At 68.1% G+C, this 26660-nt stretch carries 20 protein-coding genes and 1 tRNA gene; 17 read left to right on the top strand and 4 right to left on the bottom strand.

Going from position 1 to position 26660, the window contains the following annotated elements; all coding sequences use genetic code 11:
• Window positions 1–70 precede the first annotated feature (70 nt).
• The 8 genes from SOM39_RS02710 (at window position 71) to SOM39_RS02675 (ending at window position 13624) form a co-directional block, all read left to right on the top strand.
• Window positions 71–1972 carry a FimV/HubP family polar landmark protein gene (locus tag SOM39_RS02710; RefSeq protein ID WP_320457398.1) on the top strand — a complete coding sequence of 634 codons (1902 nt, stop codon included), beginning with the start codon at window positions 71–73 and terminating at the stop codon, window positions 1970–1972.
• A gap of 43 nt (window positions 1973–2015) precedes the next feature.
• Entirely contained in the window at window positions 2016–2789 is a 774-nt protein-coding gene (truA, locus tag SOM39_RS02705) for a tRNA pseudouridine(38-40) synthase TruA (RefSeq protein WP_068853450.1), read from the top strand.
• Complete coding sequence (locus tag SOM39_RS02700) at window positions 2786–3442, top strand: phosphoribosylanthranilate isomerase (protein WP_068853448.1); 657 nt, start codon at window positions 2786–2788, stop codon at window positions 3440–3442. Before truA ends, SOM39_RS02700 begins: the two co-directional genes overlap by 4 nt.
• A 198-nt stretch (window positions 3443–3640) precedes the next feature.
• A complete protein-coding gene (locus SOM39_RS02695) occupies window positions 3641–4321 on the top strand; it encodes a hypothetical protein (protein WP_095363466.1) in 681 nt (226 codons plus the stop codon).
• Complete coding sequence (locus SOM39_RS02690) at window positions 4318–6336, top strand: hypothetical protein (protein WP_068853444.1); 2019 nt, start codon at window positions 4318–4320, stop codon at window positions 6334–6336. The genes SOM39_RS02695 and SOM39_RS02690 overlap by 4 nt, the downstream gene beginning before the upstream one ends.
• 89 nt (window positions 6337–6425) lie before the next feature.
• Window positions 6426–11783 (top strand): DNA repair ATPase, encoded by a 5358-nt coding sequence (locus SOM39_RS02685; RefSeq protein WP_095363465.1) that lies wholly within the window; start codon window positions 6426–6428, stop codon window positions 11781–11783.
• Window positions 11780–12484 carry a hypothetical protein gene (locus SOM39_RS02680; protein WP_320457397.1) on the top strand — a complete coding sequence of 235 codons (705 nt, stop codon included), beginning with the start codon at window positions 11780–11782 and terminating at the stop codon, window positions 12482–12484. The genes SOM39_RS02685 and SOM39_RS02680 overlap by 4 nt, the downstream gene beginning before the upstream one ends.
• Window positions 12485–12523: 39 nt before the next feature.
• Window positions 12524–13624, top strand: coding sequence for a toxic anion resistance protein (locus SOM39_RS02675; RefSeq protein ID WP_095363463.1), 1101 nt, complete (start codon window positions 12524–12526; stop codon window positions 13622–13624).
• A 14-nt stretch (window positions 13625–13638) separates the two neighbouring features.
• On the opposite strand, the gene SOM39_RS02670 is transcribed toward SOM39_RS02675, so the two are convergent.
• On the bottom strand, window positions 13639–14526 hold the full coding sequence (locus SOM39_RS02670; RefSeq protein ID WP_095363462.1) for a LysR family transcriptional regulator: 888 nt from the start codon (window positions 14524–14526) through the stop codon (window positions 13639–13641).
• Between the two features lie 95 nt (window positions 14527–14621).
• On the opposite strand from SOM39_RS02670, the gene trpB reads away from it, so the two are divergent.
• From trpB to glmM, 5 genes are all read left to right on the top strand, one after another.
• Window positions 14622–15848, top strand: a complete 1227-nt coding sequence (trpB, locus tag SOM39_RS02665) for a tryptophan synthase subunit beta (protein WP_320457396.1) — start codon at window positions 14622–14624, stop codon at window positions 15846–15848.
• A complete protein-coding gene (locus SOM39_RS02660; protein WP_320457395.1) occupies window positions 15845–16525 on the top strand; it encodes a hypothetical protein in 681 nt (226 codons plus the stop codon). The genes trpB and SOM39_RS02660 overlap by 4 nt, the downstream gene beginning before the upstream one ends.
• 1 nt (window position 16526) lies before the next feature.
• Window positions 16527–17336, top strand: a complete 810-nt coding sequence (gene trpA / locus SOM39_RS02655; RefSeq protein WP_320457394.1) for a tryptophan synthase subunit alpha — start codon at window positions 16527–16529, stop codon at window positions 17334–17336.
• A gap of 139 nt (window positions 17337–17475) precedes the next feature.
• Window positions 17476–18354 carry an acetyl-CoA carboxylase, carboxyltransferase subunit beta gene (gene accD / locus SOM39_RS02650; protein WP_068853426.1) on the top strand — a complete coding sequence of 293 codons (879 nt, stop codon included), beginning with the start codon at window positions 17476–17478 and terminating at the stop codon, window positions 18352–18354.
• Window positions 18354–19709 (top strand): phosphoglucosamine mutase, encoded by a 1356-nt coding sequence (glmM, locus tag SOM39_RS02645; protein ID WP_320457393.1) that lies wholly within the window; start codon window positions 18354–18356, stop codon window positions 19707–19709. The genes accD and glmM overlap by 1 nt, the downstream gene beginning before the upstream one ends.
• A 33-nt stretch (window positions 19710–19742) precedes the next feature.
• Here the strand turns inward: glmM and SOM39_RS02640 are convergent, their stop codons facing one another.
• Genes SOM39_RS02640 through SOM39_RS02630 form a run of 3 tightly spaced genes read right to left on the bottom strand, consistent with a single transcriptional unit; the run spans window position 19743 to window position 23633 of the window.
• On the bottom strand, window positions 19743–20597 hold the full coding sequence (locus tag SOM39_RS02640; RefSeq protein WP_320457392.1) for a polysaccharide deacetylase family protein: 855 nt from the start codon (window positions 20595–20597) through the stop codon (window positions 19743–19745).
• Window positions 20584–21735 (bottom strand): glycosyltransferase family 4 protein, encoded by a 1152-nt coding sequence (locus tag SOM39_RS02635; protein WP_320457391.1) that lies wholly within the window; start codon window positions 21733–21735, stop codon window positions 20584–20586. The genes SOM39_RS02640 and SOM39_RS02635 overlap by 14 nt, the downstream gene beginning before the upstream one ends.
• Before the next feature lie 32 nt (window positions 21736–21767).
• Window positions 21768–23633, bottom strand: a complete 1866-nt coding sequence (locus tag SOM39_RS02630; protein WP_320457390.1) for a DUF3413 domain-containing protein — start codon at window positions 23631–23633, stop codon at window positions 21768–21770.
• 200 nt (window positions 23634–23833) lie between these two features.
• Here SOM39_RS02630 and SOM39_RS02625 point away from each other — a divergent pair, with 200 nt between their 5' ends.
• The 4 genes from SOM39_RS02625 to SOM39_RS02610 all read left to right on the top strand — a co-directional run bounded on the left by SOM39_RS02625 (window position 23834) and on the right by SOM39_RS02610 (window position 26639).
• Window positions 23834–24769: an isopenicillin N synthase family dioxygenase gene (locus tag SOM39_RS02625; RefSeq protein WP_068853418.1), complete on the top strand. Its 936-nt coding sequence runs from the start codon at window positions 23834–23836 to the stop codon at window positions 24767–24769.
• Between the two features lie 502 nt (window positions 24770–25271).
• The gene (tpiA, locus tag SOM39_RS02620; protein ID WP_217537233.1) at window positions 25272–26027 is read left to right on the top strand and encodes a triose-phosphate isomerase; all 756 of its coding nucleotides are present in this window, start codon (window positions 25272–25274) and stop codon (window positions 26025–26027) included.
• Between the two features lie 22 nt (window positions 26028–26049).
• A complete protein-coding gene (gene secG, locus SOM39_RS02615; protein WP_095363552.1) occupies window positions 26050–26493 on the top strand; it encodes a preprotein translocase subunit SecG in 444 nt (147 codons plus the stop codon).
• 61 nt (window positions 26494–26554) lie between these two features.
• Window positions 26555–26639, top strand: a tRNA-Leu gene (locus tag SOM39_RS02610).
• Window positions 26640–26660 lie beyond the last annotated feature (21 nt).

Genomic DNA, 26660 nt, shown 5'->3' with positions numbered 1-26660 from the left:
TGCCACGCAGGGCGTGGTACCTGCCACGTCCTTCGTGGCTGTATTGGTCGGGAATCGCTATATTGCCCGCATGAAGAACCGGGTTCCGGGCGCATCGCGCCCGCTCAAGTATGTCTCGACCCTGCTGCTGGCCCTGGCCAGCAGCTCCGCCATGGCCCTCGGGCTCGGCGACATCCGGGTGCTGTCCAAGCCCGGGCAACCCCTGCTGGCGGAGATCCCGGTCATTTCGGCCGATCCGGCCGAGCTCGAGAACCTGCGCGTTGCGCTGGCCTCGCCGGTGACCTTCGCGCGTGTCGGGCTGGACCGCCCGACCGGGCTGGTGAGCGAGCTGCAGTTCGAACTGACCCGCGACGCCAACGGCCGTGCCGTGGTGCGGGTGAGCTCGCAGGCGCCGGTGACCACGCCGTCGCTCAACTTCCTGATTGAAGCCGACTGGGGGCAGGGCCGCCTGGTCCGCGAGTACTCGGCGCTGGTCGATTCGCCGGAAAGTGCGTTGGCCGTGGCCGAACCGGAGATCGTCGCGCCGGCCGGCGCGATGTCCAACGCGATCGTGCGCGAGCCCGAACCTGCACCAGTGCAGGCGCCGGTAGCGCAGGCCGAGCCCACGCCGTCGCGCACCGCACCTGTTCCCGCACGGGCCGCCGCCCCATCGCGCTCCGCTCCGTCCGCGGCGCCAGCGGCCACCGCCGCCGACGGCAGCATCACCGTGCAGCGCGGCCAGACCCTGTCGCAGATTGCCGGCAGCGTGGCCCGCGAGCAGGGCATCAGCCGCGACCAGGCAATGATCGCCCTGTTGCGTGCCAATCCCGATGCCTTCATCCGTGGCAACGTGAACCTGCTCAAGCAGGGCGCGGTGCTGCGCAGCGCCGGTACCGACGCTCCGGTCGATGCCGCCCAGGCCGCCGCCATGGTGCGCGAGCACGCGGCGCAATGGCGCCAGTCGCGCTCGGCCATTCCGCAGCCGGTCGCCAGTGGCGTTGCCGCCGCGCCGGCCGCCACGGCGGCGCCTGCACCTGCGGCCACCGCAGCCGCCGCAGGTGGACGCCTGGAGATCGCCCCCGCGGTCGCCGCTACCGACAACAACGCAGGTACAACCACCGGCACCGCTGCCGGCAGCGAGGGTGACATGCTGGGCAACGAACAACTGCGGCAGGCCAAGGAAGACGTGGCTACCCGCGATGCCGAGATCCAGGAGCTGCGCAACCGCGTGGCCGAACTGGAGAAGCTCAAGCAGCAGCAGGCCTCGCTGATTGCCATGAAAGACACGGACCTGGCCGCCGCGCAGCAGCGCCTGGGCGAAGCCCCGGCCACGCGCGAAGCGGGCAGTGGCGGCTGGGCCTGGCTGGGGTTGGCGGTGCTGCTGCTGATCGTGGCCGGTTGGGCCGTGGCGCGTCGGCGCAAGCCGTCGCCGCTGCCGCCGCTGCGCCGCGAGGGACTGGATGCAGCCAGCCTGGCCGCTGCCGTTCCCGCCGCCGATTACGTGGACGAACTGGCGGCCCAGCAGGACGTGGCCGCTGACGAACCCGACCTGGGCGATGCGCCGGATTACGTGCTGGCCGAGCCGGATGTGCTCGACGCGGGGCGACGCGAGCCGGTGTTCACCCTGGAGCCGCAGCCGGGCCGCCCGGTGCACGACGTCGAGGAGACGGTTGCCCCCCCGGTGGTGCCGGCCGCACCGGTTGCCGCCGAAGACGTCGTCCCGCCGCATGCACTCGAAGCCGCGGCGCAGCCGTCCTATCGTGGCGTGTTCGAATTCCCGGAAGACGCTGCTGTGGCGGCCGAAGCACCCGCGCCGGTCCACCACGACCCGGCCCCGCTTGGTGCACCCGGTCGCGACCGCCTTGAGCTGGCCATCGCCTACCTCGACCTGGGCGATGCGGAAACCGCCCGCATCCTGCTGATGGAGGTTGCCCAGGCGGGCGACCCGCACAGCCAGCAGCAGGCGCACGAGCTGCTGTCGCGGCTCGGATGATCCGCGTCGGCCGCCCTCCCGCATTTGAAGTGAAGTCCTGAACATGCGCTACGCATTGGGCGTGGAATACGACGGCAGCGAGTTCAAGGGCTGGCAGCAGCTCGGTGAGAGCGGCTGCCCCAGCGTGCAGGCCAGCCTGCAGGACGCCCTTTCATCGGTGGCCGCTGCGCCGATCCAGGTGGTCTGTGCCGGGCGCACCGATGCAGGCGTGCACGGCGAATGCCAGGTGGTGCACTTCGAGACCGATGTGGCGCGTGACCCGCGCGGCTGGACCCTGGGCACCACCACCCGGCTGCCACGCTCGATCGCGGTGCGCTGGTGCGTACCGGTGGCCGACGACTTCCACGCCCGCTTCTCTGCCCGCGCCCGGCGGTACCGCTACCGGCTGCTCAACCGGCAGATCCGCCCGGCACTGCACCGGCAGACCCTGAGCTGGGAGCGCCGGCCGCTCGATGCCGCGCTGATGCACCAGGCCGGGCAGGCCCTGCTCGGCGAGAACGACTTCAGTGCCTTCCGCAGCGCCCAGTGCGAGGCGCTGCACGCCCGCCGCGAGCTGCAGGCGATCAGCGTGACCCGGCAGGGCGAGATCGTGGAGGTCTGCGTTCAGGCCAATGCATTCCTTCATCACATGGTGCGCAATATCGTCGGTTCATTGATCCTGATTGGCTGTGGGGAAAAGCCGGTGTCGTGGATGGCCGAGCTGCTGGCCGGCCAGGACCGCACCGTGGCCGGCCCGACCGCACCGCCGCAGGGCCTTGTATTCGTTGGCCCGTTGTACCCCGACAACTGGCACCTGCCCGCCGAGGTCACCCTATGAGCCGCTCTTTCTACCGCACCCGCATCAAGTTCTGCGGCATGACCCGCGCCGGCGACGTGCGCCTGGCCGGCGAACTGGGCGTGGATGCGGTCGGCTTCATCTTCGCCCGGGAAAGCAAGCGCCGCGTCGCCCCGGCCGAAGCCCGCGCCATGCGCCAGGCGATCGCGCCGATGGTCGACGTGGTCGCGCTGTTCCGCGACAACACCAAGGAAGAAGTGCGTGAAGTGCTGCGCACCGTGCGGCCGACCCTGCTGCAGTTCCACGGCGACGAAGACGAATCGTTCTGCCGCAGCTTCAACATGCCGTACCTGAAGGCGGTGGCGATGGGTGGGCGTGAAGAGGTCAACGCCCGCCAGCTGCAGCTGCGCTACCCCAGCGCGGCCGGCTTCCTGTTCGACAGCCACGCCCCGGGGGGCGGTGGCGGCACCGGCGTGGCCTTCGACTGGACCCGCCTGCCGACCGGCCTGCACCGCCCGTTCCTGCTGGCCGGCGGCATCACCCCGGACAACGTGTTCGACGCCATCGTGGCCACCCTGCCGTGGGGCGTGGACGTCTCCAGCGGTATTGAAAGCGAGCCGGGCATCAAGGACGGCTACAAGATGCGCAAGTTCGTCGAAGAAGTCCGCCGCGCGGACTGTCACGAAGCGGATTAGCGCTCAGGCGCCAATCCGCGGTAGCTCCCGACCGTTGGTCGGGAGACCTTCTGCGTCGGAAACGCCTATGTGCGTATCCGCCGATTTCACGTAGCATCGACAGGACAGGACGCGGCCAGCCCGGCGCGTAGTCGCGGGAGGCCGGAGTGTCTCCTGCAGGACGCCGCGGGGGCGGCACCGATGCAGGGAAGTAGTGGAATGGCGGAATTTCTCACTGTCGCGCTTACGTTTCCCACGTTGCCTTACAGCATCGTGCTGGCGTTCGCCATGGTCTATTGGCTGTTGGCCGCCTGTGGGGTGGTGGACGACGGCATCGGCGGCGACGGCGTGGACCTTGAGCTGGGCGATGACGGCCTGCACGGCCTTTCCGGCATGTTCGCCCGGCTTGGCCTCGGCGGCGCCCCGGTCATGCTGGTGATCGCGCTGCTGGCCTTCTTCGGCTGGACCGCCACCTATTTCGTCCACCTCTTCCTGCTGCAGCCGCTGCCGGCGCCGATGCGCTGGCTGGCCGGCAGCGCCACTGCGGTGTTGGCGCTGGTGCCGGCGGTACCGGTCACTGCCTGGCTGCTGCGCCCGATCCGTCGCCTGCTCCTGCGGCTGCGCCCGGTGCCGCAGCGGTCGCTGCTCGGCCGGGTCGGGGTGGTCGCCTCGCCGCAGGTCACCGGCGAGGCCGGCCATGCCACCGTCGACGACGGCGGTGCCGGACTGATCCTGCAGGTGCGCGTGCGCGACGGCGTGCCGCTGCCGCGCGGCGAGCGCATCGTCCTGCTCGACTACCTGCCCGAGACCAACCACTACCTGGTGGCCCGTGAACACGGGCACCCCGCGCTTTCGTTCCAAGACAGCCTGATTCCGGGCGATAAGGAGATCCACCGATGAGTTTTGCGACCATGGCCCCCTTCCTGATCGGGGTGGGCGCCCTGCTGGTGCTGATGCTTGGCCTGGCCGGCCTGTTCAAGGCGTTCTACCGCAAGGTGGACCAGGGCGTGGCCCTGATCGTCAACGACATGAGCGCCCAGCCCAAGGTGCATTTCACCGGCGCCCTGATCATTCCCGTGCTGTACCGCGCCGAGCTGATGCGGATCAGCCTGATCACCCTGCAGATCGACCGCCGTGGCAAGGAAGGCCTGATCTGCCGCGACAACATGCGCGCCGACATCGCGGTGGCGTTCTACCTGCGGGTCAATGAAACCCAGGCCGATGTGCTGCGCGTGGCCAAGGCCATCGGCGCCGACCGCGCCTCGGACAAGCATGCGGTCGATGAACTGTTCAATGCCAAGTTCTCCGAAGCGCTGAAGACGGTGGGCAAGAAGTTCGAGTTCACCGAACTGTTCGAGAAGCGCCAGGAGTTCCGCGACGAGATCATCGCGGTGATCGGCAACGACCTCAACGGCTATGCGCTGGAAGACGTCGCCATCGATTACCTGGAGCAGACCCCCAAGCTGCTGCTGGACCAGAACAACATCCTGGACGCGCAGGGCATCCGCAAGATCACCGAGCTCACCGCCGCGCAGAACGTGGTGACCAACGAGCTGGAACAGAACGAAAAGCTCGCCATCACCAAGAAAAACGTGGAAGCGCGTGAAGCGCTGCTGGCGCTGGAGCGCCAGCAGGCCGAAGCCGAAGCCCGCCAGAAGCGCGAGATTGAAACCATCCAGGCCCGCGAGCAGGCGGAAACCGCGAAGGTGCAGGAAGAGCAGCGCCAGTTGTCCGAGCAGGCCCGCATCGAAGCGCAGGAAGTCATCGAAATCCGCGAGCAGAACCGCATGCGCGAGGTCGAGGTGGCCGAACAGAACCGCCAGCGCGCCGTCGCCATCGAAGCCGAACGGGTCGAACGTGCGCGCCAGCTGGAACAGGTCACCACCCAGCGCGAAGTGCAGCTGCAGGGCGTGGAGCGGGACAAGGTGGTCGAGTCCGGCAAGATGGACGTGGCCAACATCACCCGTGAGCGCATCGCCATCGACAAGACCGTGGCGCAGGAAGAAGAGCGCATCAAGGAAGTGCGTGAAGTCTCCGAGGCCGATCGCCAGAAGCAGGTGCTGATCCTGGAGGCCGAAGCCAAGGCGCAGGAACTGATGGTGCGCCAGGTCAAGGAAGCCCAGGCGGCCGAGACCTCGGCCAAGCACCGCGCGGTGGAGATCACCACGCTGGCCCAGGCCGAACACGAAGCCGCAGGCAAGCAGGCCGAAGCCAAGCGCCTGCTGGCCGACGGTACCCGCGCCGAACAGGCCGCACCGGGCCTGGCCGAAGCGCAGGTGCGTGAAGCGTCCGCGCTGGCCATCGAAAAGGTGGGTATCGCCGAGGCCCGCGTGATCGAGGCCAAGGCCGAAGCGAGCCTCAAGCAGGGCACCAACGACGCCCGCGTGCTGGCCGAGACCCTGCAGGCGCAGGCCCAGGGCGAAGAGCAGATGGGTCGTGCCCGCGCCAGCGCCACCGAATCGGTGGGCGGCGCCGAAGCGGGCGTGGTGCAGAAGAAGCTGCTGGCCGAGGCCGAAGGCCTGGTGCGCAAGTTCGAGGCCATCGCGTCGCTGAGCGACACCGCGCGCGGCCACGAAGAGTTCCGCATGATGCTCGACAACAGCCTCAAGCAGGCCCTGGCCTCGATCGAAGCGGGCAAGGAAGTCTCGCGCGAGAACGCCGGCGTCATCGCCAGCGCGCTGCGCAATGCCGACATCGACCTGGTAGGGGGCGACGGTGGCATGTTCGAGAACCTGATCAAGGCGGTGTCGCTGGGCAAGTCGATCGAAGGGCTGGCCGGCAAGAGCCCGATCGTGCAGGACCTCATGCAGCGCTACCTGGGGGTCGCGCCGCGCGAGGACAGCCCGCGCAAGATCGAAGACCAGCACCTGGCCGAGGTCGAAACCGTGTCGGCCACCGTGGTCGACGCCCGCTGAGCCCCCGATGGCGCGCCGCGCGCGCGCCGTCGACGCCCTCTCACTGGCCGGCCTGTCCGGCCGGTTGTCCGTGAGCCGGAAGGAAGCCGATGTCTGATACCGCCCAACGTCCCGAGCCGTCGCCGCCGGAAGCCACCACCACCGTCGACCAGGCCGTTGCCCAAGGGGGTGCCTATGAAGTGCTGCGCCGCCGGTTGGGTGACCAGGGCGGCCGCCTGCGCGGCCTGGCCGATGCGCTCAACCAGCAGCGCCTGGCCGAATTCGGCGACAGCCGCCTGGAGGTCACCGGCCGCTTTCGCATCCGCAGCGAGAACAACTGCGTGGGCCGCGACATCGTGCAGGTCGGCCCCGACCTGCTGCTGTTCGGTTACAACGTTTTCCTGGGGCTGAAGACCCAGACCCGCGTGGAAGACGTGTTCGGGCTGTACCGGCTGGTACAGGCGGGCGAGGGCTACGACGTGGTGCCGGTGGAAGCCAAGGGCAGCTTCCTGGCGCAGGCCGCCTTCGTGCACGACTTCGGCGAACTGTATGCGTACTACAAGCACGCGCGCCTGCTGCAGCTGATCAAGGTTGGCGACAAGCTGCTGGCGTCGTTCCAGATCGGCGAGCGCAGCACCGATGTGCGCGTGTTCCGCTGGGCGGTCGCCCGCGATGGCGCGCTGACCTATCTGGACGCCCGCGGCGAACGCGATATCGCGTTGCCGCCACCGTTCGATTTCGAATGGACCCGGGCCACCCGCGACATGGCGGTCAGTGGCCGCCATTCGCACCTGAACATCCTCGATACCCTGTTCGTCGAGACCACCGGTGGCGACCTCACCATCAAGGTGGAGAACAACACCGAAAGCGGGCAGGGCATCTACAGCGAACCGGTCGACGACAGCACCCAGTCACTGGATGACGCGCAGTTCGATTTCGTCCGGGTCGGTTCGCTGGTGCTGCTGAAAGTGTTGCCGTACCGCGAAACCACCTGGCGCGGGCTGATCTACAACACACTCACCGGCACGATCACGCGCAACGATGCGATCGTGCAGGCCTGCGTGCAGCTGCCCGAAGACCACGGCATCATCTTCCCTGGCGGATACTACCTGCAGAGCGGCGAGCACAAGGCGTTCGACGCGGCCATGCAGGGCATGCAGTTCAAGCGCGCCATCCGCTCGCCGAACGGCGAAGATGTGCTGTACATCTTCTATGAGCGTGAAGGCGGGCGCTCGGCGCTGTTCGTGTACAACACCATCCAGCGCGTGCTGCAGACGCCGGTGTTCGGCCACGGCTACGCCTTCCTGCACGATGGGCGGATGGTGCTGTTCCATGCCGAAGGCACCGAGCCCACCCGCATCCACCCGATGCAGGTGTGGCAGACCCCCTTCAGCAGCGACGAGTTCGCCGCGAGTCGGCCACCCGGCAACACCTTCATGGGCCGGATCGGCAATGCCGAACTGGTGCGCGGCATTTCCAACCTGTTCGACCTGGCCCGCACCATCGAAGGCCAGGATGTGTCGGTGCAGCGCTACCAGCGCCTGGTGCAGGACACCCGGCGGCTGTTCGACGCCCACCACTGGCTGGACGACGCGCAGTGCGACGGGGCCGCCGGCCTGCTGCGCGAGATCAGTGCCACCGGTGAGTCGGTGCTGGACGAGTACGAAAAGGTACAGTCGATCCGGCAGCAGTCGGCGCAGGCCATGGCCCAGGCGCAGGCCGGCCAGAAGGCCCTGCTGGCCCGCCTGCAGCCGGAGAACTGGACCGAAGTGCAGGCCTTCGTGGAGGCGCTGAACGCGATCTCCACCCAGCGTGGCCACCTGTTGACCATCCGCGATTACCGTTACATCGACACCGATGTGATCGATGCGATGACCGCCGCCCTGCAGGAGGCCCACGATCGTATCGGTACGGCCACCGGCCAGTTCCTGGGCGGCGAGCAGGCACTGGCGCCGCTGGGCGCGCGCCTGCAGGTGCTGGACGAAGCGGCCCAGCAGGCCGAGAGCGCCCGCGTGCTGGACGAGCAGCTGGCTGGCATGCGTGCGATGGCGGCCGACCTGGACATGCTCTCGACGCTGATGGCCGGGTTGAAGGTGGATGACGCCAGCGCACGCACCCGCGTGGTGGAATCCATCTCCGCGGTGTACGCGCGGCTCAACCAGAGCCGGGTGCGCGCCGAACAGCGTCGGCGCACGCTGGGGTCGGCCGAGGCGGTGGCGCAGTTCGCCGCGCAGTTCGCGCTGTTCTCCCAGGCCATCACCAGCGCGCTGGCCATGGCCACCGACCCGGAGCGGGCCGACGAGCAGATGTCGCGCCTGCTGGTGCAGCTGGAAGAACTGGAAAGCCAGTTCGGCGAGCACGAGCAGTTCCTGGGCGACATCCTGGCCAAGCGCGAAGAACTGATCGAAGCCTTCGAAACGCACAAGCAGGCGCTGCAGGACGAGCGCCAGCGCAAGGCACGTTCGGTGCTGGACGCCGCCACCCGCATCCTCGATGGCCTGGCCAAGCGCACCGAGCGCTTTGCCAGTGCCGACGAGCTCAACGCCTTCTTCGCCGGCGACGCGCTGGTGCTCAAGCTGCGCGAGTTGGCCGGGCGCCTGCGCGAGCTGCGCGACAGCGTCAAGGCCGACGATGTCGAAGCGCGCCTGAAGGGCGTGCGCGACCAGGCCGTGCGCGCGCTGCGCGACCGTACCGAATTGTTCGAGGAGGGGGGCAACGTGGTCCGGCTGGGCCCGCGCCACCGCTTCAGCGTCAACACCCAGGCGCTGGACCTGACCCTGCTGCCGCGCGGGGATGAGTTGGCCATCCACCTGACCGGCACCGACTTCCTGGAGACACTGCACGACCCGGAGCTGGCCGGCCTGAAGGCATACTGGCAGGTCGGGCTGGAGTCCGAATCGGCGCAGCTGTATCGGGGCGAGTACCTGGCCGGCAGCCTGCTGCAGGCGGCGATGGAAGGCCGCGACGGCCTTGAGTTGGCCACCCTGCAGCGCAGTGCCGCCGAGCCCGACGCGCTGGAACGGATCGTGCGCGACTTCGCCGCCCCGCGTTACCGCGAAGGGTACGAGCGCGGCATCCATGACCACGACGCCAGCCTGATCCTGCACGCACTGCTGCCGCTGCAGCAGGCTGCAGGAACCCTGCGGTACGCGCCACGCGCCCGCGCGTTGGCAATGCTGTTCTGGTCCGCGCAGCAACGCCGCGACGATGTCATGCAGTGGGCTGCACGACAGGCCGGTGCCGATGCGATCGCGCGCCTGTTCGGGTCACGCGAAGGCCAGCTGGCGCTGCTGGCCGACATCGACGCTGCGCTGTCCGGCTTCGTCGAAGAGCGCAAGCTGCCGTTCGACCCGGTCCAGGTGCAGGCCGCGGCTGCGTATCTCGCCGCGGAACTGGGCGCCGGCGAGCCGGTGTTCAGTACCAGCCGTCATGCGCAGGCGCTGCTGGATGCACTGGGCCAGCAGCTGCAGGCCGCCGGCCAGCGCGAGGCCTTCGACCGTGCCCTGCAGCGCGAACAGGATGGCCTGGCGGCGCGCTGGGCACTGGCCGGGCAGTGGCTGCGCGCGTTGTGCCAGCTGCCTGCGTTCACCGACCACCTCGCCTATGCCGATGAAGCGGCGGCGCTGCTGCTGGTTGCGCGCACGTTGCGTACCCGGCCCAGCGACGTGGCGCTGCTGGTACAGGTTGACGGCCTGCTGGGCGAGCACGCGCGCGTGCAGAAGGGGCGCCTGCTGCTGTCGCTGGATGACTTCCTGGCCCGCCTGCGCGACCACCTGCAGGTGTTCGTGCCGGCGTTCCATGCCTACCAGGGCGTGCGCCAGCGCATCATCGGCCGCGAGCGCGATGCCCTGCGCCTGTCTGAATTCAAGGCACGGCCGCTGTCGTCGTTCGTGCGCAACAAGCTGATCAACGATGTGTACCTGGGCGTGATCGGCGACAACCTCGCCAAGCAGATGGGCACCGTCGGCGAGAACAAGCGCAGCGACCTGATGGGCCTGCTGATGATGATCTCGCCGCCCGGCTACGGTAAAACCACCTTGATGGAGTACGTGGCGCACCGGCTGGGCCTGGTCTTCATGAAGATCAATGGCCCCGCGCTGGGGCATGAAGTGCGTTCGCTGGATCCGGCCCAGGCGCCGGACGCCACGTCGCGGCAGGAACTGGAAAAGCTCAACCTGGCGCTGGAGATGGGCAACAACACCATGTTGTATGTCGACGACATCCAGCACACCCATCCGGAGTTCCTGCAGAAGTTCATTTCCCTGTGCGACGGCACCCGCCGCATCGAAGGCGTGTGGCGCGGGCGCACCCGCACCTACGACATGCGCGGCAAGAAGTTCTGCGTGGTGATGGCCGGCAACCCGTACACCGAGTCCGGCGAAGTGTTCAAGATCCCGGACATGCTGGCCAACCGCGCCGATATCTACAACCTGGGCGATGTGCTGGGCGGCATGGAAGATGCTTTCACCCTGAGCTACATCGAGAACAGCCTGACCTCCAACCCGGTGCTGGCCCCGCTGGCTACCCGCGACATGGCCGACCTGTACCTGCTTGCCGAGCGGGCTGCAGGCAAGGAGGTCTCGACCAACGCGCTCAGCCACGCCTACAGCGGTGCGGAGATCAACGAGATCGTCGCCACCCTGCAGCGCATGCTGCGCGTGCGCGACGTGGTGTACCGGGTCAACCAGCAGTACATCGCCAGTGCCGCGCAGGACGATCGCTACCGTACCGAACCGCCGTTCCGCCTGCAGGGCAGTTACCGCAACATGAACAAGCTGGCCGAGAAGATCTCGCCGGTGATGAACGACGCCGAGCTGCAGCAGCTGGTCTCCGATCACTACCTGGGCGAGGCCCAGCTGCTTACCACCGGTGCGGAAGAGAACCTGCTCAAGCTGGCTGAGCTGCGCGGGATGCAGGGCGACGAAGAACAGCAGCGCTGGGCCCAGATCAAGCGCGATTTTCTGCGCAACAAGGCCATGGGCGCCGGCGACGCCGATGTGGGCGGCCGGGTGGTGGCGCAGCTGGCCGATATCGCCAGTGCGCTGCAGCCCAGCGCTGCCCCGGCGGCGGCGGTGGAGGAAGAACCCGCACCGTGGCCCGCGCTGCTGGCCGCGCTGGACCGGCTGGCCCAGGCCCACGCCGCCAGCGTGGCCCCTGCGGCCGTGCCCGCCGAGGCGCCCCTTGCCGAACCCCTGTCGAAAGGGCTGCAGCAGGGCCTTGCGCCATTGCTGCAGTTGCTTGGCCAGTCCAATGCGCAGCAGGCCCGCACCGGCGAGACGCTGGCGTTGTTGGCCAGCTGGGTGCGCCAGCAGGCCGAGCGCGAGCCGGCACCGGCCGCACGTCCGCGCGTACGCCGCGCCAGCACGCCTGAAGAGCGCGCGCTGGATGAGGCGCTGATGCGCCATTTCTACGGCGAATCGGCATGGCCACCGCGTGACGCGGCCGCTGCGGACGACGCGCACGCATGAGTGCGGGCTGGCCCCTGCCGACAGCACCGGCTCCCGATGCCGCCGATCTGGCGCATTGGGGAGAAGCGGTGGTGGCCGCAGTGGGACAGCGGGATTCAGCGCCCCCGGCAGCCGCACGGGCAGCACACCCATTGCTGGACCTGTTGGCGCAACTGGCACTGGTGCTGCAATCGACCGCGCCCGGTGGCGTGCGCCGGCAGACTGGCTGGTGGGGGCGTCTGCTTGGCCGCGACGTTGAAGGCGAGCTGGACGCGCAGGAATGGCAGTCGCGCCTTGGCGTCTTGGTGGCCCAGACCGACGTGGCAGCGCAGGCGCTGCGGGAACAGAGCAGCAGCTATCCCACCGCGCAGGCCACCGCGCTCGATGCGGCACGGGCCATCCAGCGGTGGGCGGATGCCGGCGCGGCACAGCTGTCCACGCTGCCCGCACAGCTGCAACCGGTACTGGTCCAGCGCGTGGACCACCTGCGCCGGCTGGCCGCCGTGCGGCAGCTCGAAGCGGGGCAGTGGCAGCTGTTGTTCGAACAGGACAGTGCCCTGCTGGCGCGCAGCCAGCGCATCACCGAAACGTTGTTGCCGGCCTGGCGGCAGGCGGTACTGGCGCGCCGCGCCGGTGACCAGCAGCAGCGCAACCAGCAGGCCGCGCAGCTGCAGGCACAGATCACCGCCGAGTTGGCGTCGGCGCAGGCTAGACTCGACTGACCCTCATACCCGATTGACCCCCTTCAAGGAGATCACGCCATGACCCAGGACCCGCAGGACAGCACCGCGCTTGCCGTGGCACCGGCCGCCGTCGACGACGCCACCCTGCAGGCCCTCGGGCTGGTAGCTGACGACCTGCCGCGCATCGCGGAAATCGGCCGCAGCCTGGAGGACATCCGTCCGGGCAACCTGCAGGTGTTCGGGCGCGAAGCGGCGGCCAAGACCGCCGCGTTCTCCAGCCAGCTGCTTGACCAGGTGCGCAACCGCGACCTGGACGCCAGTGGCGACAAGCTGGGCGAAGTGGTGCGCATTGCGCGCACGCTCAACCTGGATGGCCTCACCCAGCGTTCGAAGGTGCCGGTGATCGGGGGACTGATCGACAAGCTGCGCGCCTCCAAGGGCGAGCTGGTGCAGAAGTTCAGCGACACCAACCGCCAGATCGAGCAGCTGCTCGGCGATGTCGGCAGCCAGCAGGCACTGATGGGCCAGCGTGTGGGCGAGTTCGACCGCATGCACGAGATCGTGCGCGACGAACGTCACGCACTGGGCCTGCACATCGCCGCCGGCAAGCAGCGGCTGGCCAGCCTGCGCAGTGAACAGCTGGCCGGTGCCGGCAGTGAAGATCCGCAGGTGCGCATCCGCCAGGGCGAGCTGGACAACGCGATCCGGCTGCTCGACAAGCGGGTGGGCGACCTGGTGGTGATGCAGCATGCGGCCGATCAGTCGCTGCCGATGATCCGCCTGATCCAGGCCAATGCGATCCAGCTGATCGAGAAATTCAACACCGTCCGCGACATCACCATTCCGTCGTGGAAGCGCCAGTTCGCGATCCAGCTCTCGTTGAGCGAGCAGAAGCGTGCGGCGGAACTGTCCAACACGATCGATGACGCCACCAACGAACTGATGCGGCGTAACGCAGACCTGATGCGGCAGACCTCGGTGGACACCGCCAAGGCGAACCAGCGTGCAGTGATCGACGTGGCGACCCTGCGCCACACCCACGAGCAGCTCATCGCCACCGTGGAAGAAGTCCGCACCATCCACCGCGAAGGCATGCAGCAACGCCAGCAGGCCGAGGTGGAACTGGCCAAGCTGCGCGACGACGTTCAGCAGCGCCTGGCGGCCCCCACTGCTGTGTAAATGGGGGAACGACCCTACCGCAGCTGTTTGGCCAACCACCCGGCCAAGGATTCCACCCGCGGATCCTGGCCACCCTCCGGGGTGGCCAGCACCCAGAAGCCACCGGTTGCGGCAAAACCCCACGGCGCCAGCAGGCGCCCGGCCGCCAGCTCATCGGCCACCAGGGGCTCCGGCGCGATCGCCACGCCGAGTCCTGCCACCGCCGCCTCCAGCAGGTAGTACAGGTGCTCGAACCCGGTGCCCAGCTGCAGCTGCGCCGGATCCAGCTGATGCGACAACGCCCAGTCCGGCCACGCCTGCGGGCGCGAGGTGGTGTGCAGCAGCGGTTCGCGCAGCAGTGCGTGCGGTGGCTGCTGGCGCAGGCGCACCGCAGCCGGATGCTGCGGGCTGACCACCACGCCGACCCGTTCCGGGGCCAGTTCGCGCACCTGCCAGCCACGAGGCCACGGCGGCTGCGCCAGCAGCAGCACCGCATCCAGCGCCTGCTGCTGTTCGGTGAAGCTGCCGTCCTGCGCCGACCAGTGCAGCGGCACCTGCGGCAGGTCGGCCTGCAGCGCGGGCAGGCGTGGAATCATCCAGCGCGCCAGGATGCTGCCGCTGCAGCCCAGGACCAGCGCCTCCGGCCGCTGCCGACGCTGCAGGGTGTCCACCGCCTCGCGGATCTGGGTGAACGCCCCGGCGCAGGCAACCTGCAGCGCCTGGCCGGCGGCGGTCAGGCGCAGGCCGCGGCCGGCGCGTTCGAACAGCGCCAGCCCGAGGTGCTCCTCGAGCAGCCGCAGCTGGCGGCTGATCGCCCCGTGGGTCACATGCAGCGCTTCTGCGGCGCGTGCCACGCCGCCCAGCCGGGCGGTGGCCTCGAAGCTGCGCAGCGCGTTGAGGGGCGGCAACGGCGTCTGGCTCATGTGAGTTTTCCTGACGTGATTGTGCAGATAATATCGATATTCCGGTCACCACATGTGCGCTAAATTGTCAGCCTGTCTCCAACGGCTGTCGCGTCATGTCCGTATCGCCCGTCCCCCCCATCACCGATTTCCACGCCTATCCCGACGCCAACGGCCATTTCGGCCGCTATGGCGGCAGTTTCGTTGCCGAAACGCTGATCGGGCCACTGCAGGAGCTGGCGGCGGCCTATGACGAAGCGCGCCGTGACCCCGCCTTCATTGCCGCCTATGACAAGGACCTCACCCATTACGTGGGCCGGCCCAGCCCGATCTACCACGCCGAGCGGCTGAGCCGGCAGGTCGGCGGCGCGCAGATCCTGCTCAAGCGCGAAGACCTGAACCACACCGGCGCGCACAAGATCAACAACACCATCGGCCAGGCCCTGCTGGCCGCGCGGATGGGCAAGAAGCGCATCATCGCCGAGACCGGTGCCGGCCAGCACGGCGTGGCCAGCGCCACCGTGGCCGCACGGCTGGGCCTGGAATGCGTGGTGTACATGGGCGCCACCGACATCGAGCGGCAGAAGATCAACGTCTACCGCATGAAGCTGCTGGGCGCGACGGTGGTGCCGGTCACGTCGGGCTCGGCCACGCTCAAGGATGCGCTCAACGAAGCCATGCGCGACTGGGTCACCAACGTACGCGATACCTTCTACATCATCGGCACCGTCGCCGGCCCGGATCCGTACCCGCGCATGGTGCGTGACTTCAACGCCATCGTCGGCCGCGAAGCACGCGCACAGATGCTCACCGATTACGGTCGCCTGCCCGATGCGATCACTGCCTGCGTCGGCGGCGGCAGCAATGCCATCGGCCTGTTCCATGCCTTCCTCAACGATCGCGACGTGCGCATCGTCGGCGCCGAAGCGGCCGGTGACGGCATCGAGACCGGGCGCCACGCGGCCTCCATCGCGGCAGGCCGCCCGGGCGTGCTGCATGGCAACCGCACCTATGTGATCTGCGACGACGACGGCCAGATCATTGAAACCCACTCGGTCTCGGCCGGGCTGGATTACCCCGGCGTGGGCCCGGAACACGCGTTCCTGGCCGACGCCGGTCGCGCCGAATACGTGGGCATCACCGACGATGAAGCGCTGGCTGCGTTCCACCAGCTGGCGCACAGCGAAGGCATCCTGGCCGCGCTGGAATCCAGCCACGCGGTGGCCCAGGCGATCAAGATCGCGCGCACGCTGCCCAGCGACAAGCTGGTGCTGTGCAACCTGTCCGGCCGTGGTGACAAGGACGTGCACACCATTGCCGCGCGCGAGGGCCTGGTTCTGTGAATCCAGTGCTGCGCCAGGGACGTGCGCTGCTGATCGTGGTCGGTCTGGCCGGTTGCAGGCCGCCCGAGCCGCCCGTGCTGGCCCCTGCGGCGACGCCGGCGGCCATTGCGCCGGCCCGGCTGCCGGCGAGCAATGATGATGTGGCAGATCGCCCGTTCGAGGATGCAGCGCAGGACGCACCGCCCGCGGACCAGACCGATGCGCCGGCCGTGGTCTCGGTCGCGCTGGATCATGCCGGCGACGTGCTGATCGGCCAGCGTTTCAGCGAAGTCGAAGCGGACGGCGCATGGCATTCGGCCGGCCTGAGCGAAGGCGATGGTGCGCGCGCCTGTGAGTACTACGAGCGTGGCAGCCTGCCCGAAGGGGTGTCGATGATGGTCGATGACGGCCACGTGCAGCGCTTCGACCTCGACACCATCGACGGTTCCTACGAGGCGATTGTCCAGCCGGGGCCGTTCGGCCTGCGCCTGGGCATGTCGCTGGACGACGCGCTCAAACGCCTGCCCCCTGGCAGCACCCGCACACCGCATGCCTACGACCCGGACGTGGGTGAGTACCTGACCTGGCAGGACCCCGGTTCGGATCTGGCGATCCGGCTGGAGATCTTCGGCGGGGTGATATCGAAGCTGTACTGGGGCGCCAGTGGCGCCGTTGAATTGAAAGAAGGATGTGCCTGAAATGCCTGTTGCCCGTATCGACGCCTGTTTCGCCCGCCTGCGTGCCAGTCGCCGCAAGGCGCTGATTCCGTTCATCACCGCCGGCGATCCGGGCCTGGATGCGACCGTGCCGGTGATGCATGCGCTGGCCGCTGCCGGTGCGGACGTGATCGAACTCGGGGTGCCGTTCTCTGACCCGATGGCCGATGGCCCGACCATCCAGCGCAGCTCCGAACGCGCGCTGGCGCGCGGCGCTGGCCTGCGTTACGTGCTGGACACGGTGCAGGCGTTCCGGCGTGACGACACCACCACCCCGGTGGTGCTGATGGGGTATCTGAACCCGGTGGAGATCCACGGCACGGCGCGCTTTGCCGAGGCGGCGATCGCGGCGGGCGTGGACGGTGTGCTGCTGGTGGACCTGCCGCCGGAAGAGGCGGCCGAAACCCTGGAGATCTTCACCGCTGCTGGCCTGGCGCTGATCCTGCTGGCATCGCCGACCACGGCGGACGCCCGGCTGGATCTGCTTTCGTCGATGGCCAGGGGTTATCTCTATTACGTAAGTTTTGCCGGTGTCACCGGTGCGTCGGAACGGCTCGACAGCAGCGCTGCCGGTACCCGCCTGCGTGACCTGCGCAGCCGCTCGACCGTGCCGGTGGTGGCCGGGTTCGGCATCAAGGACGCAGAGAGCGCCGCCGCCATGGCCGTAGAGGCCGATGGCGTGGTGGTCGGCAGCGCGCTGGTGGCGGCCTTGGCCGAGACGGTCGATGCCGCCGGCGCTGCCCAGGTGGCGCGTAGCTTCCTGCAGCCGCTGCGCGCCGCGCTGGACGCCTGAGAAGGCCGCAACGTACGGCCCAGCATGGTTTTCACGCCGGGATAACCCCGCCGGCAGGGGGTCCCGGCCGTGGAACGGGTGAGCTAGACTGTCCGCCTTTGCGGCCCTCGGGCCGCCCTGAACGGAAGTGTCATCCCGCATGAGTTGGCTCAGCAAGTTGATGCCGTCGGGCATCCGCACCGACAACGTCCCCAGCAAGAAGCGCAGCGTCCCCGAGGGCCTGTGGGAGAAGTGCAGCAGCTGCGGCAGCGCGCTTTACGGTCCTGAGCTGGAAGAGAACCTGGAAGTCTGCCCCAAGTGTGGCCACCACATGGCCATCCGCGCGCGGGCGCGCCTGGCGTCGTTGTTCGACGCTGACAGCACCACTGAAATCGCCGCGCGCCTGGGGCCGACCGACCTGCTCAAGTTCAAGGACCAGAAAAAGTACAGCGAGCGCATCAAGGCCTCGCAGAAGAACACCGGCGAATACGATGCACTGATCGCCATGCAGGGTCTGCTCAAGGGGCGGCCGCTGGTGGCCTCGGCCTTCGATTTCGCCTTCATGGGCGGCTCGATGGGCTCGGTGGTCGGCGAGCGCTTCTCGCTGGCCGCGGAAAAGGCGCTGGAAATCGGCGCGCCGTACGTGTGCTTCTCCGCCAGTGGCGGTGCGCGCATGCAGGAAGGCCTGTTCTCGCTGATGCAGATGGCCAAGACCTCGGCAGCGCTCGGTCGCCTGCGCGCGGCGGGGCTGCCGTACATTTCGGTGCTGACCCATCCCACCACCGGTGGCGTGTCCGCATCGTTCGCGATGCTGGGCGACATCAACATCGCCGAGCCGCAGGCGCTGATCGGCTTCGCCGGCCCGCGCGTGATCGAGCAGACGGTGCGCGAGAAGCTGCCGGAAGGTTTCCAGCGCTCGGAGTTCCTGCTCGAGCACGGCGCCATCGACCAGATCTGCGACCGCCGCGAGATGCGTGACCGCCTGTCCGACCTGCTGGCCATGCTGGGCCGCCAGCCCGCCCCGGACGCTGCTGCCTGATGGGCGCGCGCAGGTATTTCGGCACCGACGGCATCCGCGGTCGGGTCGGGCAGGGCGTCATCTCGGCGGACTTCGTGCTGCGCTTGGGCAATGCGCTGGGCCGCGTGCTGACCGAGCGTAACGGTCATCGGCCGGTGGTGGTGATCGGCAAGGACACGCGCATTTCGGGCTACATGTTCGAAGCGGCGCTGGAAGCCGGGCTGGTCGCGGCCGGGGCCGACGTGCAGCTGCTCGGGCCGATGCCGACCCCGGCGGTCGCGTTCCTGACCCGTACGCTGGGCGCAGACGCCGGCATCGTGATCAGTGCCTCGCACAACCCGCATTACGACAACGGCATCAAGTTCTTCTCCGCCGATGGCGAGAAGCTCGACGATGCAACGGAGCTGGCGCTGGAAGCGGCGCTGGATACCGATTTCACCACGGCCGATTCGGATCGGCTGGGCAAGGCCGCGCGCGGTCGTGATGCAGTGGGCCGCTACATCGAGTTCTGCAAGGCCAGCGTGCCGCGCGGTTTTGACCTGCGCGGGTTGAAGATCGTGCTGGACTGCGCGCACGGCGCCACGTACCACATCGCGCCGCTGCTGTTCCGGGAGCTGGGTGCGGAAGTGGTGGCCATCGGTGCCGAGCCGAACGGGGTCAACATCAACGATGGCGTCGGTTCGATGCACATCGACAACCTGGCGGCCAAGGTGCGTGAGGTGGGTGCAGACCTGGGCATCGCGTTCGATGGTGACGGTGACCGCGTGTTGATGGCCGATGACCAGGGCAACCCGGTCGACGGGGACGACCTGCTGTATGTGCTGGCCCCGTCGTGGCAGCGCAGCGGGCGCCTGCGCGGTCCGGTGGTGGGCACGCTGATGACGAACTTCGGGCTGGAGCAGGCGCTTGAACGCCTGGGCCTGCCGTTCCAGCGCAGCAACGTGGGCGACCGCTACGTGCACCAGGCGCTGGTGGAAGGTGGCGGGGTGCTCGGTGGTGAAGCGTCGGGGCACCTGCTATGCCTGGATCGCGCTACCACGGGCGATGCGATCGTCAGTGCGCTGCAGGTCCTGGAAGTGCTGCGTCGCGAAGGCAAGAGCCTGCGCGAATCGCTGGTCGGGCTGACCCGGGTACCGCAGAAGACGGTCAACGTGCGCCTGGCGGATGTTTCTGCAAAGTTGATCGTGCAGTCCGAAGGCGTGCAATCGGCACTGGCCGCTGCGCAGCAGGCGGTCAAGGGCCGCGGCCGCGCGTTCCTGCGCCCCTCCGGCACCGAGCCGGTGGTGCGCGTCACGGTTGAAGCAGATACCGCCGAGCTGATGCAGGCCACACTGGACAGCCTGTCCGGCGCGGTGAAAGCAGCAGCCGCAGCGTAATGAAAAACCCGGCTTCGGCCGGGTTTTTTTGCGTTACGGCCCCGGCACCATTCTTTTCTGCCTGGCCTTGAAGCGGTTGAACACCGGCGCGATCAAGGGGTGGTAACTCCACGCGATGCGCTTGCGCAGCCAGCTGGCGGGGCGATTGCGGATGGCGAAACGGTAGATGTGTTCCGGATCGCCGCCGACCACGTTGCGGCCGAACGGGTGGGTGGTGTGCAGGTAGCGGAAGCCCTGCGCGCGTGCGATGGGCAGGTAGTCCTCGTCGAAATCGCCGTAGGGCCAGCACAGCGTGTCGGACACTTCGCCCAGCTGCTCCTGCAGCACGCCGCGCGCCATTTCCAGGTCGCGGGTGATGCCTTCGCGCTTCTGTTCGCGGCTGATGTCCTGCTTCATCCAGCGCGTGTGGGTGTGGGTGTGGCAGTGCACTTCGAAGGTGCCGGCGTCGATCATGGCGCGCGCTTCGCTCCAGCGCATCATCACGTCGTCGTGGCGGTTCTCGCGCAGGATCGCCGCCTCACAGCCGCGATGGTCGGGCGTGGGGGGCAGTGCCGCGCCGGGCTGGCCGGCGTGCGGCCGTACCGGGCCTTCGCCCATCCAGCCGGTGACCACGAACACCACGGCGTGCATGCCGTACTTCTGCAGGATCGGGTGCGCGTACACCCAGTTGTCCAGGTAACCGTCATCGAAGGTGATCACGATGGACTTCCGTGGGACGGGCTTGCCGGCCAGGAAGCCGGCGTACTGCTCGAGCGTGAGCGAGGTCCAGCCGTTGCCGGCCAGCCAGGCGATCTGGCTTTCAAAGTTTTCCGGCGACACCGTGATCATGCCCGGCGAGGGCGACACGTGGTGGTGCATCAGCACCGGCACGGTTCTAGCGTTGGCCATGGCCCAGTTCCTTCAACCACTGGTGGTAGTAGTGTTCAGTGGCTTCAGTGTGCCCGGTCGGGGTGAAGCGGTGCGCGCTGCGCATCCAGTCCCACCCGGCCTGGCCCATCTGCCGGCGTCGCTCTGGCTGCTCGACCAGGGTCTGCAGCGCGCGGGTGAGCGCGGCCTGGTCGCCGAGCGGGGCGAGCAGGGCATTGCTGCCTTCCAAAAGCATCTCCGGCACGCCGCCGACGCGGGTGGCGACGATCGGCACGCCGACGTAGGCGGCTTCGAGGAATACCGTGCCGGCGGCCTCCTTGTGGGTGGCCAGGGCAAAGATGTCGAAGCCGGTCATCAACCGGCAGGCGCCGTGGCGGTAGCCGAGCAGGTGGACCTGCGCGGCGATGCCGAGCGCTTCGCGCAGCGCCTTGAGTTGATCCAGCACGGGTTGGCCGTCGCCCACGATCACCAGCTGCAGGTTCGGCTGCTGGCGGCACAGCGGGGCCATGGCGCGCAGCAGGTCGGCGTGGCCCTTGGCTTCGCGCAGCACCGCGACGCAGCCGACCACGATCTGGTCGTCGCTGAAGCCGAGTTCGCGGCGAACCTCGGCACGGGTTTCCTGCAGGCATTGCCAGGCATCATCGCTGTGCACCTGCGACCACTGCGGCGGCACGGCGATGGGCGGAACGATGCCGATGTGGCCGTCGGCCACCCCGCGGTGGACCAGCAGCTGCTTCACGAAGCTGCTCACGGTCAGCACCCGGTGCGGCAGGCCGGTGTAGGTGAGCAGGGAGTTGACCGGGCTCATCAGGTGCCGTGAGCGCACCACCAGCGGCGCGCCGGCCAGGCGCGCACCGGCGGCGGCAATGAGTGCGTCGCGGCGGCTGGTGGTGTTGACCACGTCATAGGTGTGCCGGCGCACCAGCCGTTTCACCGACCAGATGCCGCGCAGCAACCGCAGCGGCCCACCCATCTTCAGCGCATGCACGGTGAAGCCCGCTTCGCGCGCCACTTCGCCCAGGCGTGCACCTGGCTGGCACAGCAGCGACACGTCGTGGCCGCGCTCGCGCATGGCCAGCATGTGCCGGTAGATGTAGATCTCCTGGCCGCCAAATCCCTTGGCGGCTTCCGTGTGCAGGATTTTAAGGGGCTTGTTCATCATGAACGTTCCAGGGGTCTGGATAATCAACGTCATTGCTTGCGGAAGTGGGTCAACGCGTTCCAGGCAGTCCGCACTGCCGCCGGGTCCGGCGGCTGGTCGTGCAGGGGCAGGTAGTGGGCGTCCAGGGTGGTGGCGTTGCCGAACTTGTCGAACACGTAGGTGCGGTCGCCTTCACGGATGCCGCGCTGCGACCAGCTTTCCACCAGCAGGGGACGCGCCGGGCGGGTGGAGTCGAACAGGTCCTGGCCGGTGCTGAAATCGGCCAGCGCGTTCTCGCAGCCCAGCCCGTGACGCATCAGGGTCGGCACCCAGTCTTCATGGCTGCTGGCGGCGTCGTGCCGTGCCGGGTCGCGCCCGGGCCAGTGCAGCACGAACGGCACCTGCATCTGGTAGTCGGAGAAGTTGCCGTTGTGGCCCCAGTAGTTCAGGCCCAGGTCGTTGAATTCTTCGGCGTGGTCGCCGGTGACCAGCACGATGGTGTTGTCGGCCTGGCCACTCTCGCGAAGGGTCGCCAGCAGCTGGCCGATCAAGGCATCGGCGTAATGCACGGCGGTGCGATAGCGGTTGCGCTCGGGCGTGGCGTCGTGCTCGTCGTCGAAGGCAAGGAAGTTCACTTCCGTGGCCATCGGCGTGGCCAGCGCCGGGTAGGCCTCCGGCAGGTGGTACGGCGCGTGGGTGCTGTCCAGGAACACCATGCCGAACCAATGGCCGCCGCCGGGCTGGCGGATGTCCGCACCGAGCGCATCGACGATGTGCTGGTCACGCGCGGCGACCGGCAACGACGACGGCGCGGTATGCAGCTGGTCGCGTACCTGGGCGAACACGGTGCGGTCGAATTCGGGGCTGTACAGCGGTGCACTGCCGTACAGGTGCAGGTCGTAACCCTGTTGCTGCAGCACCTCGAACAGGATCGAGCCGCGCTGTTCGCTGAGCATGCTGGACCAGTAGCCGCCGGGCAGGCCGTAGAGCAGGCCGAACAGGCCATAACGGGTGGCATTGCCGCTGCTGTAGTGGCGGTCGAACACCTCCGATTGCTGCGCCAGCGCCCACGTGTTGGGCATGGTGGTGGCATCCAGCGCGTCGTGCCGCAGCGATTCGAGCACCACCACCAGCACATTGGGTTGGGTGTGGCTCTGGCAGCGCAGCGGCTGCAGCGGGTACTGCAGCTGGCTGTGGCGCGGGTCGGGCAGGTTGGCCTGCGGCAGGCTGCGTACGCCAAGGCGGTGCATGTGGCGCTTGGCGGTGATCGGCTGCGCCCACGGCAGGTAGGCCCACTGGCCGGTCACGGCGCGCTCGCCCAGGGCGTCGTAATAGGCCGTGGCGATCTGGCCGGTAGCCATCAGCGCCAGCCCGGCGGCCCAGGCCAACAGCACCGGGCGGCGCCGGGCGCGGTCGGGCACCAGTTTCCAGCAGGCCCAGGCCAGCAGGACTTCGGCGGTGGCCACGGCCGCCAGCACGCCCAGCGACTGCAGCCAGCTCTGCCAGGACAGGGCCACCTGGTCCTGCAGCGCGCCCCCGAACACCATGTTCATCACCATGGCATTGAGGTGGAAGCGGTACAGCGCGAAGACCTTTGCATCCACCAGCAGCAGGCACAGCCACAGGCCCTGCAGCAGCACGGCGCTGACCACCAGCGGCCGCGGCGAGCGCGGCCACAGCCCCACGCCCAGTGGCAGCAGCGACACCAGGCTGCCGAAGGCAAGGAAATGACCCGGAAGGGCAAGGGCCAGGTAGCCCAGCCCCAATGCGCCACCGGGGTTGTCGTGCAGGGGCGTGTTGCCCAAGGCGATGGCAATGGCCACGCAGGCGTTGATGGCGGTGAACAGGCTCAGCCAACCCAGTCGCGTCCAGCGCGTGGGTGCGGGCAAAGGGGAGGCGGGGCGCGATACGTCCATGCAGGGTCGGTCAGATAGGGTGAATCGGAAGACGTGGCGGCGGCGTCCTGTGCCGCCCGGCCGCGTCGACGCGGTGGGCGGGCGCATTGTATCGGTTTGTATCAACCTATCGGCGGCGTCGATTGTCCGATCTGGCACAATGTTCAGCCGGGCCACAGGCGTGGCCCCGCATACCCACCACGAACAAGCCAGGAATCGCTGTGAGCCAGATCCCCACCCTCGACATCACCCGTTTCGACAGTGACCGCGATGCCTTCGTCGCCGAGCTGGGGGCGGCCTACCGTGAATGGGGTTTCGCGGGCATCCGCAACCACGGCATCCCGCAGGCGGACATCGACGCGGCCTACGACGTATTCAAAGCCTTCTTCGCGCTGCCGGAAGCCACCAAGCTGCAGTACCACCTGCCGGGCACCGGCGGTGCGCGTGGCTACACGCCGTTCGGGGTGGAAACGGCGAAGGGCTCCAAGCACTTCGACCTGAAGGAGTTCTGGCATATCGGCCGTGAGATTCCGGACGACTCGAAGTATCGTGACGTGATGGCCCCCAACCTGTGGCCGACCGAGGTCCCGGGCTTCAAGGAGAAGGGCTACGGCCTGTACCAGGAACTGGACAAGCTGGGCTCGCGCGTGCTGTCGGCCCTGGCGCTGCACATCGGCCTGCCGATCGACTTCTTCGCGGACAAGACCAACAACGGCAATTCGATCCTGCGCCCGATCCACTACCCGCCGATCACCGCCGACGACATCCCGAACGTGCGCGCGGGCGCGCATGGCGACATCAACTTCATCACGCTGCTGGTGGGCGCCAGCGCGGCCGGCCTGGAAGTGCAGTCGCACGAGGGCAAGTGGGTGCCGTTCACCTCGGACGCGGACACCATCGTGGTCAACATCGGCGACATGCTGCAGCGCCTGACCAACCACGTGTACCCGTCCACGATCCACCGCGTGGTCAACCCCCCGGGCGAGCAGGCCCGCCAGCCGCGTTACTCGGTGCCGTTCTTCCTGCACCCCAACCCGGACTTCCTGATCGACGTGCTGCCGACCTGCATCACCCCGGAAAACCCGAGCCGCTACCCGGAGCCGATCACCGCGCATGGCTTCCTCGAAGAGCGACTGCGTGAGATCAAGCTGAAGTGATTGGGAAAGGCCACCATCAGGTGGCCTTTTCTATTAGTGGCTTGTTTCATACGCGAACAGCCTGGCTATTGGTTTCTACCGGCCCTCGCCCCCGAAGGTGGGTCGATGCCGGACGGAAACAGCGCCACGACCAACGGTCGTGGCCTACCAATGGGTGATCGATCGTTCCGGTAGGTGCCGACCGTTGGTCGGTACGCCTTACCGCTCTACTGCGTGCGCGCCGACCATGCGTGGGCGGGGTCGGGGCGGGTGGGGTGTAGGGACTGTCAAAAACATGGATGTTTTTGCCAAGCCCCCATGGATGGGTTCACGGCGTGTCCCGTGACCCCACCCGGCCCGGCCCCGCAACCCATACGAGCCGGTAACCTAGATCTGCTCTGGCTCTGCCTCTGGCTCTGGCTCTGGCTCCTGCAATATCCATTTGAAATGTAAGCGTTTTCGGGAAACGCGCATTCGTTACATCCGGTATCATTGCCGGCTGATACCCCAAAGGAGCCCCGCCATGCGCCGCAAGATCGTCGCCGGTAACTGGAAGCTGCACGGCAGCCGTCAATTCGCGACCGACCTGGTCAGCGATATCGTCGCCAGCCTGCCGAAGGGTGGGGTAGAGGTCGTCATCCTGCCGCCGCTGCCGTACCTGGGCGAGCTGGTCGAGGCCTTCGAGGGCCGTGCCGTCGCTTTTGGCTCACAGGACGTCAGCTCCAACGAAAAGGGCGCCTACACCGGCGAAGTCTGCGCCGCCATGCTGGCCGACGTCGGTGCCCGCTACGGGCTCGTCGGCCATTCCGAGCGCCGCCAGTACCACAATGAGAGCAGCGAGCTGGTGGCCCGCAAGTTCGCCGCCGCCGTGCATGCCGGCCTGGTGCCGGTGCTGTGCGTGGGCGAAACCCTGGAGCAGCGTGAGGCTGGCCAGACCGAAGACGTCATCGCCAGCCAGCTGGCGCCCGTGCTGGAGCTGGTTGGCCCGGCCGGGTTCCAGCATGCCGTGGTGGCCTATGAGCCGGTCTGGGCCATTGGCACCGGCCGCACCGCCACCAAGGAGCAGGCCCAGCAGGTCCACGCGTTCATCCGTGGCGAAGTGGCCAAGCTCGATGCTAGAATTGCCGATTCGTTGCCCATCCTGTACGGCGGCAGCGTGAAGCCCGACAACGCAGCGGAACTGTTCGCGCAGCCCGATGTCGATGGTGGGCTGGTGGGCGGCGCCTCGCTGGTGGCCGCGGATTTCCTGGCCATCGCCCATGCGGCGGCCGCTATTTGACATGCCCGAGGGCGGATTCGAAATGCTGATGTTGATCCTCAATGTGGTCTACGTGCTGGTCGCGGTGTCCATGATCGCGCTCATCCTGATGCAGCGTGGTTCCGGCGCGGCCGCAGGCTCGGGTTTCGGTGCCGGCGCTTCGGGCACGGTGTTCGGCGCGCGCGGCGCGTCCAACTTCCTGTCCAAGTCGACCAAGTGGCTGGCCGTGGTGTTCTTCGGCATCAGCCTGTTCATGGCCTGGTACGCCAGCCATGGCGCGCGCCCGGCGGTCCAGCAGGACCTCGGCGTGATGTCTGCCCCGGTTGCGCCCAGCGCCCCGGCGGTCCCCGCAGGTGAGCTGCCGGCCGTGCCGAAGGCCCCGGAAGCCGCTGTCCAGCAGCCGGTTCCGCAGGCTACTGTGCCGGCTCAGGCGGAAACGCCGAAATCGGGTGAAGAAAAGCCTTCGGAAGGCTCCCAGACTCCCTGAAGACGGTTACAATATGCGGCGCGTTGGGGGATTCGATTGGAACTCCCGGCGCGATACGTAAGCCCAGGTGGCGGAATTGGTAGACGCACTACCTTGAGGTGGTAGCGACTTAGGTCGTAGGGGTTCGAGTCCCCTCTTGGGCACCATTTTGTTTGTAAGCGGATACG

The organism is Stenotrophomonas sp. CFBP8994 (assembly GCF_034044835.1).
GTDB classification, from domain to species: domain Bacteria; phylum Pseudomonadota; class Gammaproteobacteria; order Xanthomonadales; family Xanthomonadaceae; genus Stenotrophomonas; species Stenotrophomonas rhizophila_A.
Note: the sequence above shows the minus strand (reverse complement) of the source record. Positions and strands in the feature narration are given on the sequence as shown.

Bases quoted from the DNA above. Each gene is read 5' to 3' on its own strand.
- SOM39_RS02680 (WP_320457397.1), top strand. From the start codon at position 11,780: ATGAGTGCGGGCTGGCCCCTGCCGACAGCACCGGCTCCCGATGCCGCC.
- SOM39_RS02690 (WP_068853444.1), top strand. From the start codon at position 4,318: ATGAGTTTTGCGACCATGGCCCCCTTCCTGATCGGGGTGGGCGCCCTG.
- accD (WP_068853426.1), top strand. From the start codon at position 17,476: ATGAGTTGGCTCAGCAAGTTGATGCCGTCGGGCATCCGCACCGACAAC.
- secG (WP_095363552.1), top strand. From the start codon at position 26,050: ATGCTGATGTTGATCCTCAATGTGGTCTACGTGCTGGTCGCGGTGTCC.
- glmM (WP_320457393.1), top strand. From the start codon at position 18,354: ATGGGCGCGCGCAGGTATTTCGGCACCGACGGCATCCGCGGTCGGGTC.
- SOM39_RS02630 (WP_320457390.1), bottom strand. From the start codon at position 23,633: ATGGACGTATCGCGCCCCGCCTCCCCTTTGCCCGCACCCACGCGCTGG.
- SOM39_RS02670 (WP_095363462.1), bottom strand. From the start codon at position 14,526: ATGAGCCAGACGCCGTTGCCGCCCCTCAACGCGCTGCGCAGCTTCGAG.
- SOM39_RS02675 (WP_095363463.1), top strand. From the start codon at position 12,524: ATGACCCAGGACCCGCAGGACAGCACCGCGCTTGCCGTGGCACCGGCC.
- SOM39_RS02700 (WP_068853448.1), top strand. From the start codon at position 2,786: ATGAGCCGCTCTTTCTACCGCACCCGCATCAAGTTCTGCGGCATGACC.
- SOM39_RS02640 (WP_320457392.1), bottom strand. From the start codon at position 20,597: ATGGCCAACGCTAGAACCGTGCCGGTGCTGATGCACCACCACGTGTCG.
- SOM39_RS02710 (WP_320457398.1), top strand. From the start codon at position 71: ATGAAGAACCGGGTTCCGGGCGCATCGCGCCCGCTCAAGTATGTCTCG.
- trpA (WP_320457394.1), top strand. From the start codon at position 16,527: ATGCCTGTTGCCCGTATCGACGCCTGTTTCGCCCGCCTGCGTGCCAGT.
- SOM39_RS02635 (WP_320457391.1), bottom strand. From the start codon at position 21,735: ATGAACAAGCCCCTTAAAATCCTGCACACGGAAGCCGCCAAGGGATTT.
- SOM39_RS02695 (WP_095363466.1), top strand. From the start codon at position 3,641: ATGGCGGAATTTCTCACTGTCGCGCTTACGTTTCCCACGTTGCCTTAC.
- tpiA (WP_217537233.1), top strand. From the start codon at position 25,272: ATGCGCCGCAAGATCGTCGCCGGTAACTGGAAGCTGCACGGCAGCCGT.
- SOM39_RS02685 (WP_095363465.1), top strand. From the start codon at position 6,426: ATGTCTGATACCGCCCAACGTCCCGAGCCGTCGCCGCCGGAAGCCACC.
- truA (WP_068853450.1), top strand. From the start codon at position 2,016: ATGCGCTACGCATTGGGCGTGGAATACGACGGCAGCGAGTTCAAGGGC.
- trpB (WP_320457396.1), top strand. From the start codon at position 14,622: ATGTCCGTATCGCCCGTCCCCCCCATCACCGATTTCCACGCCTATCCC.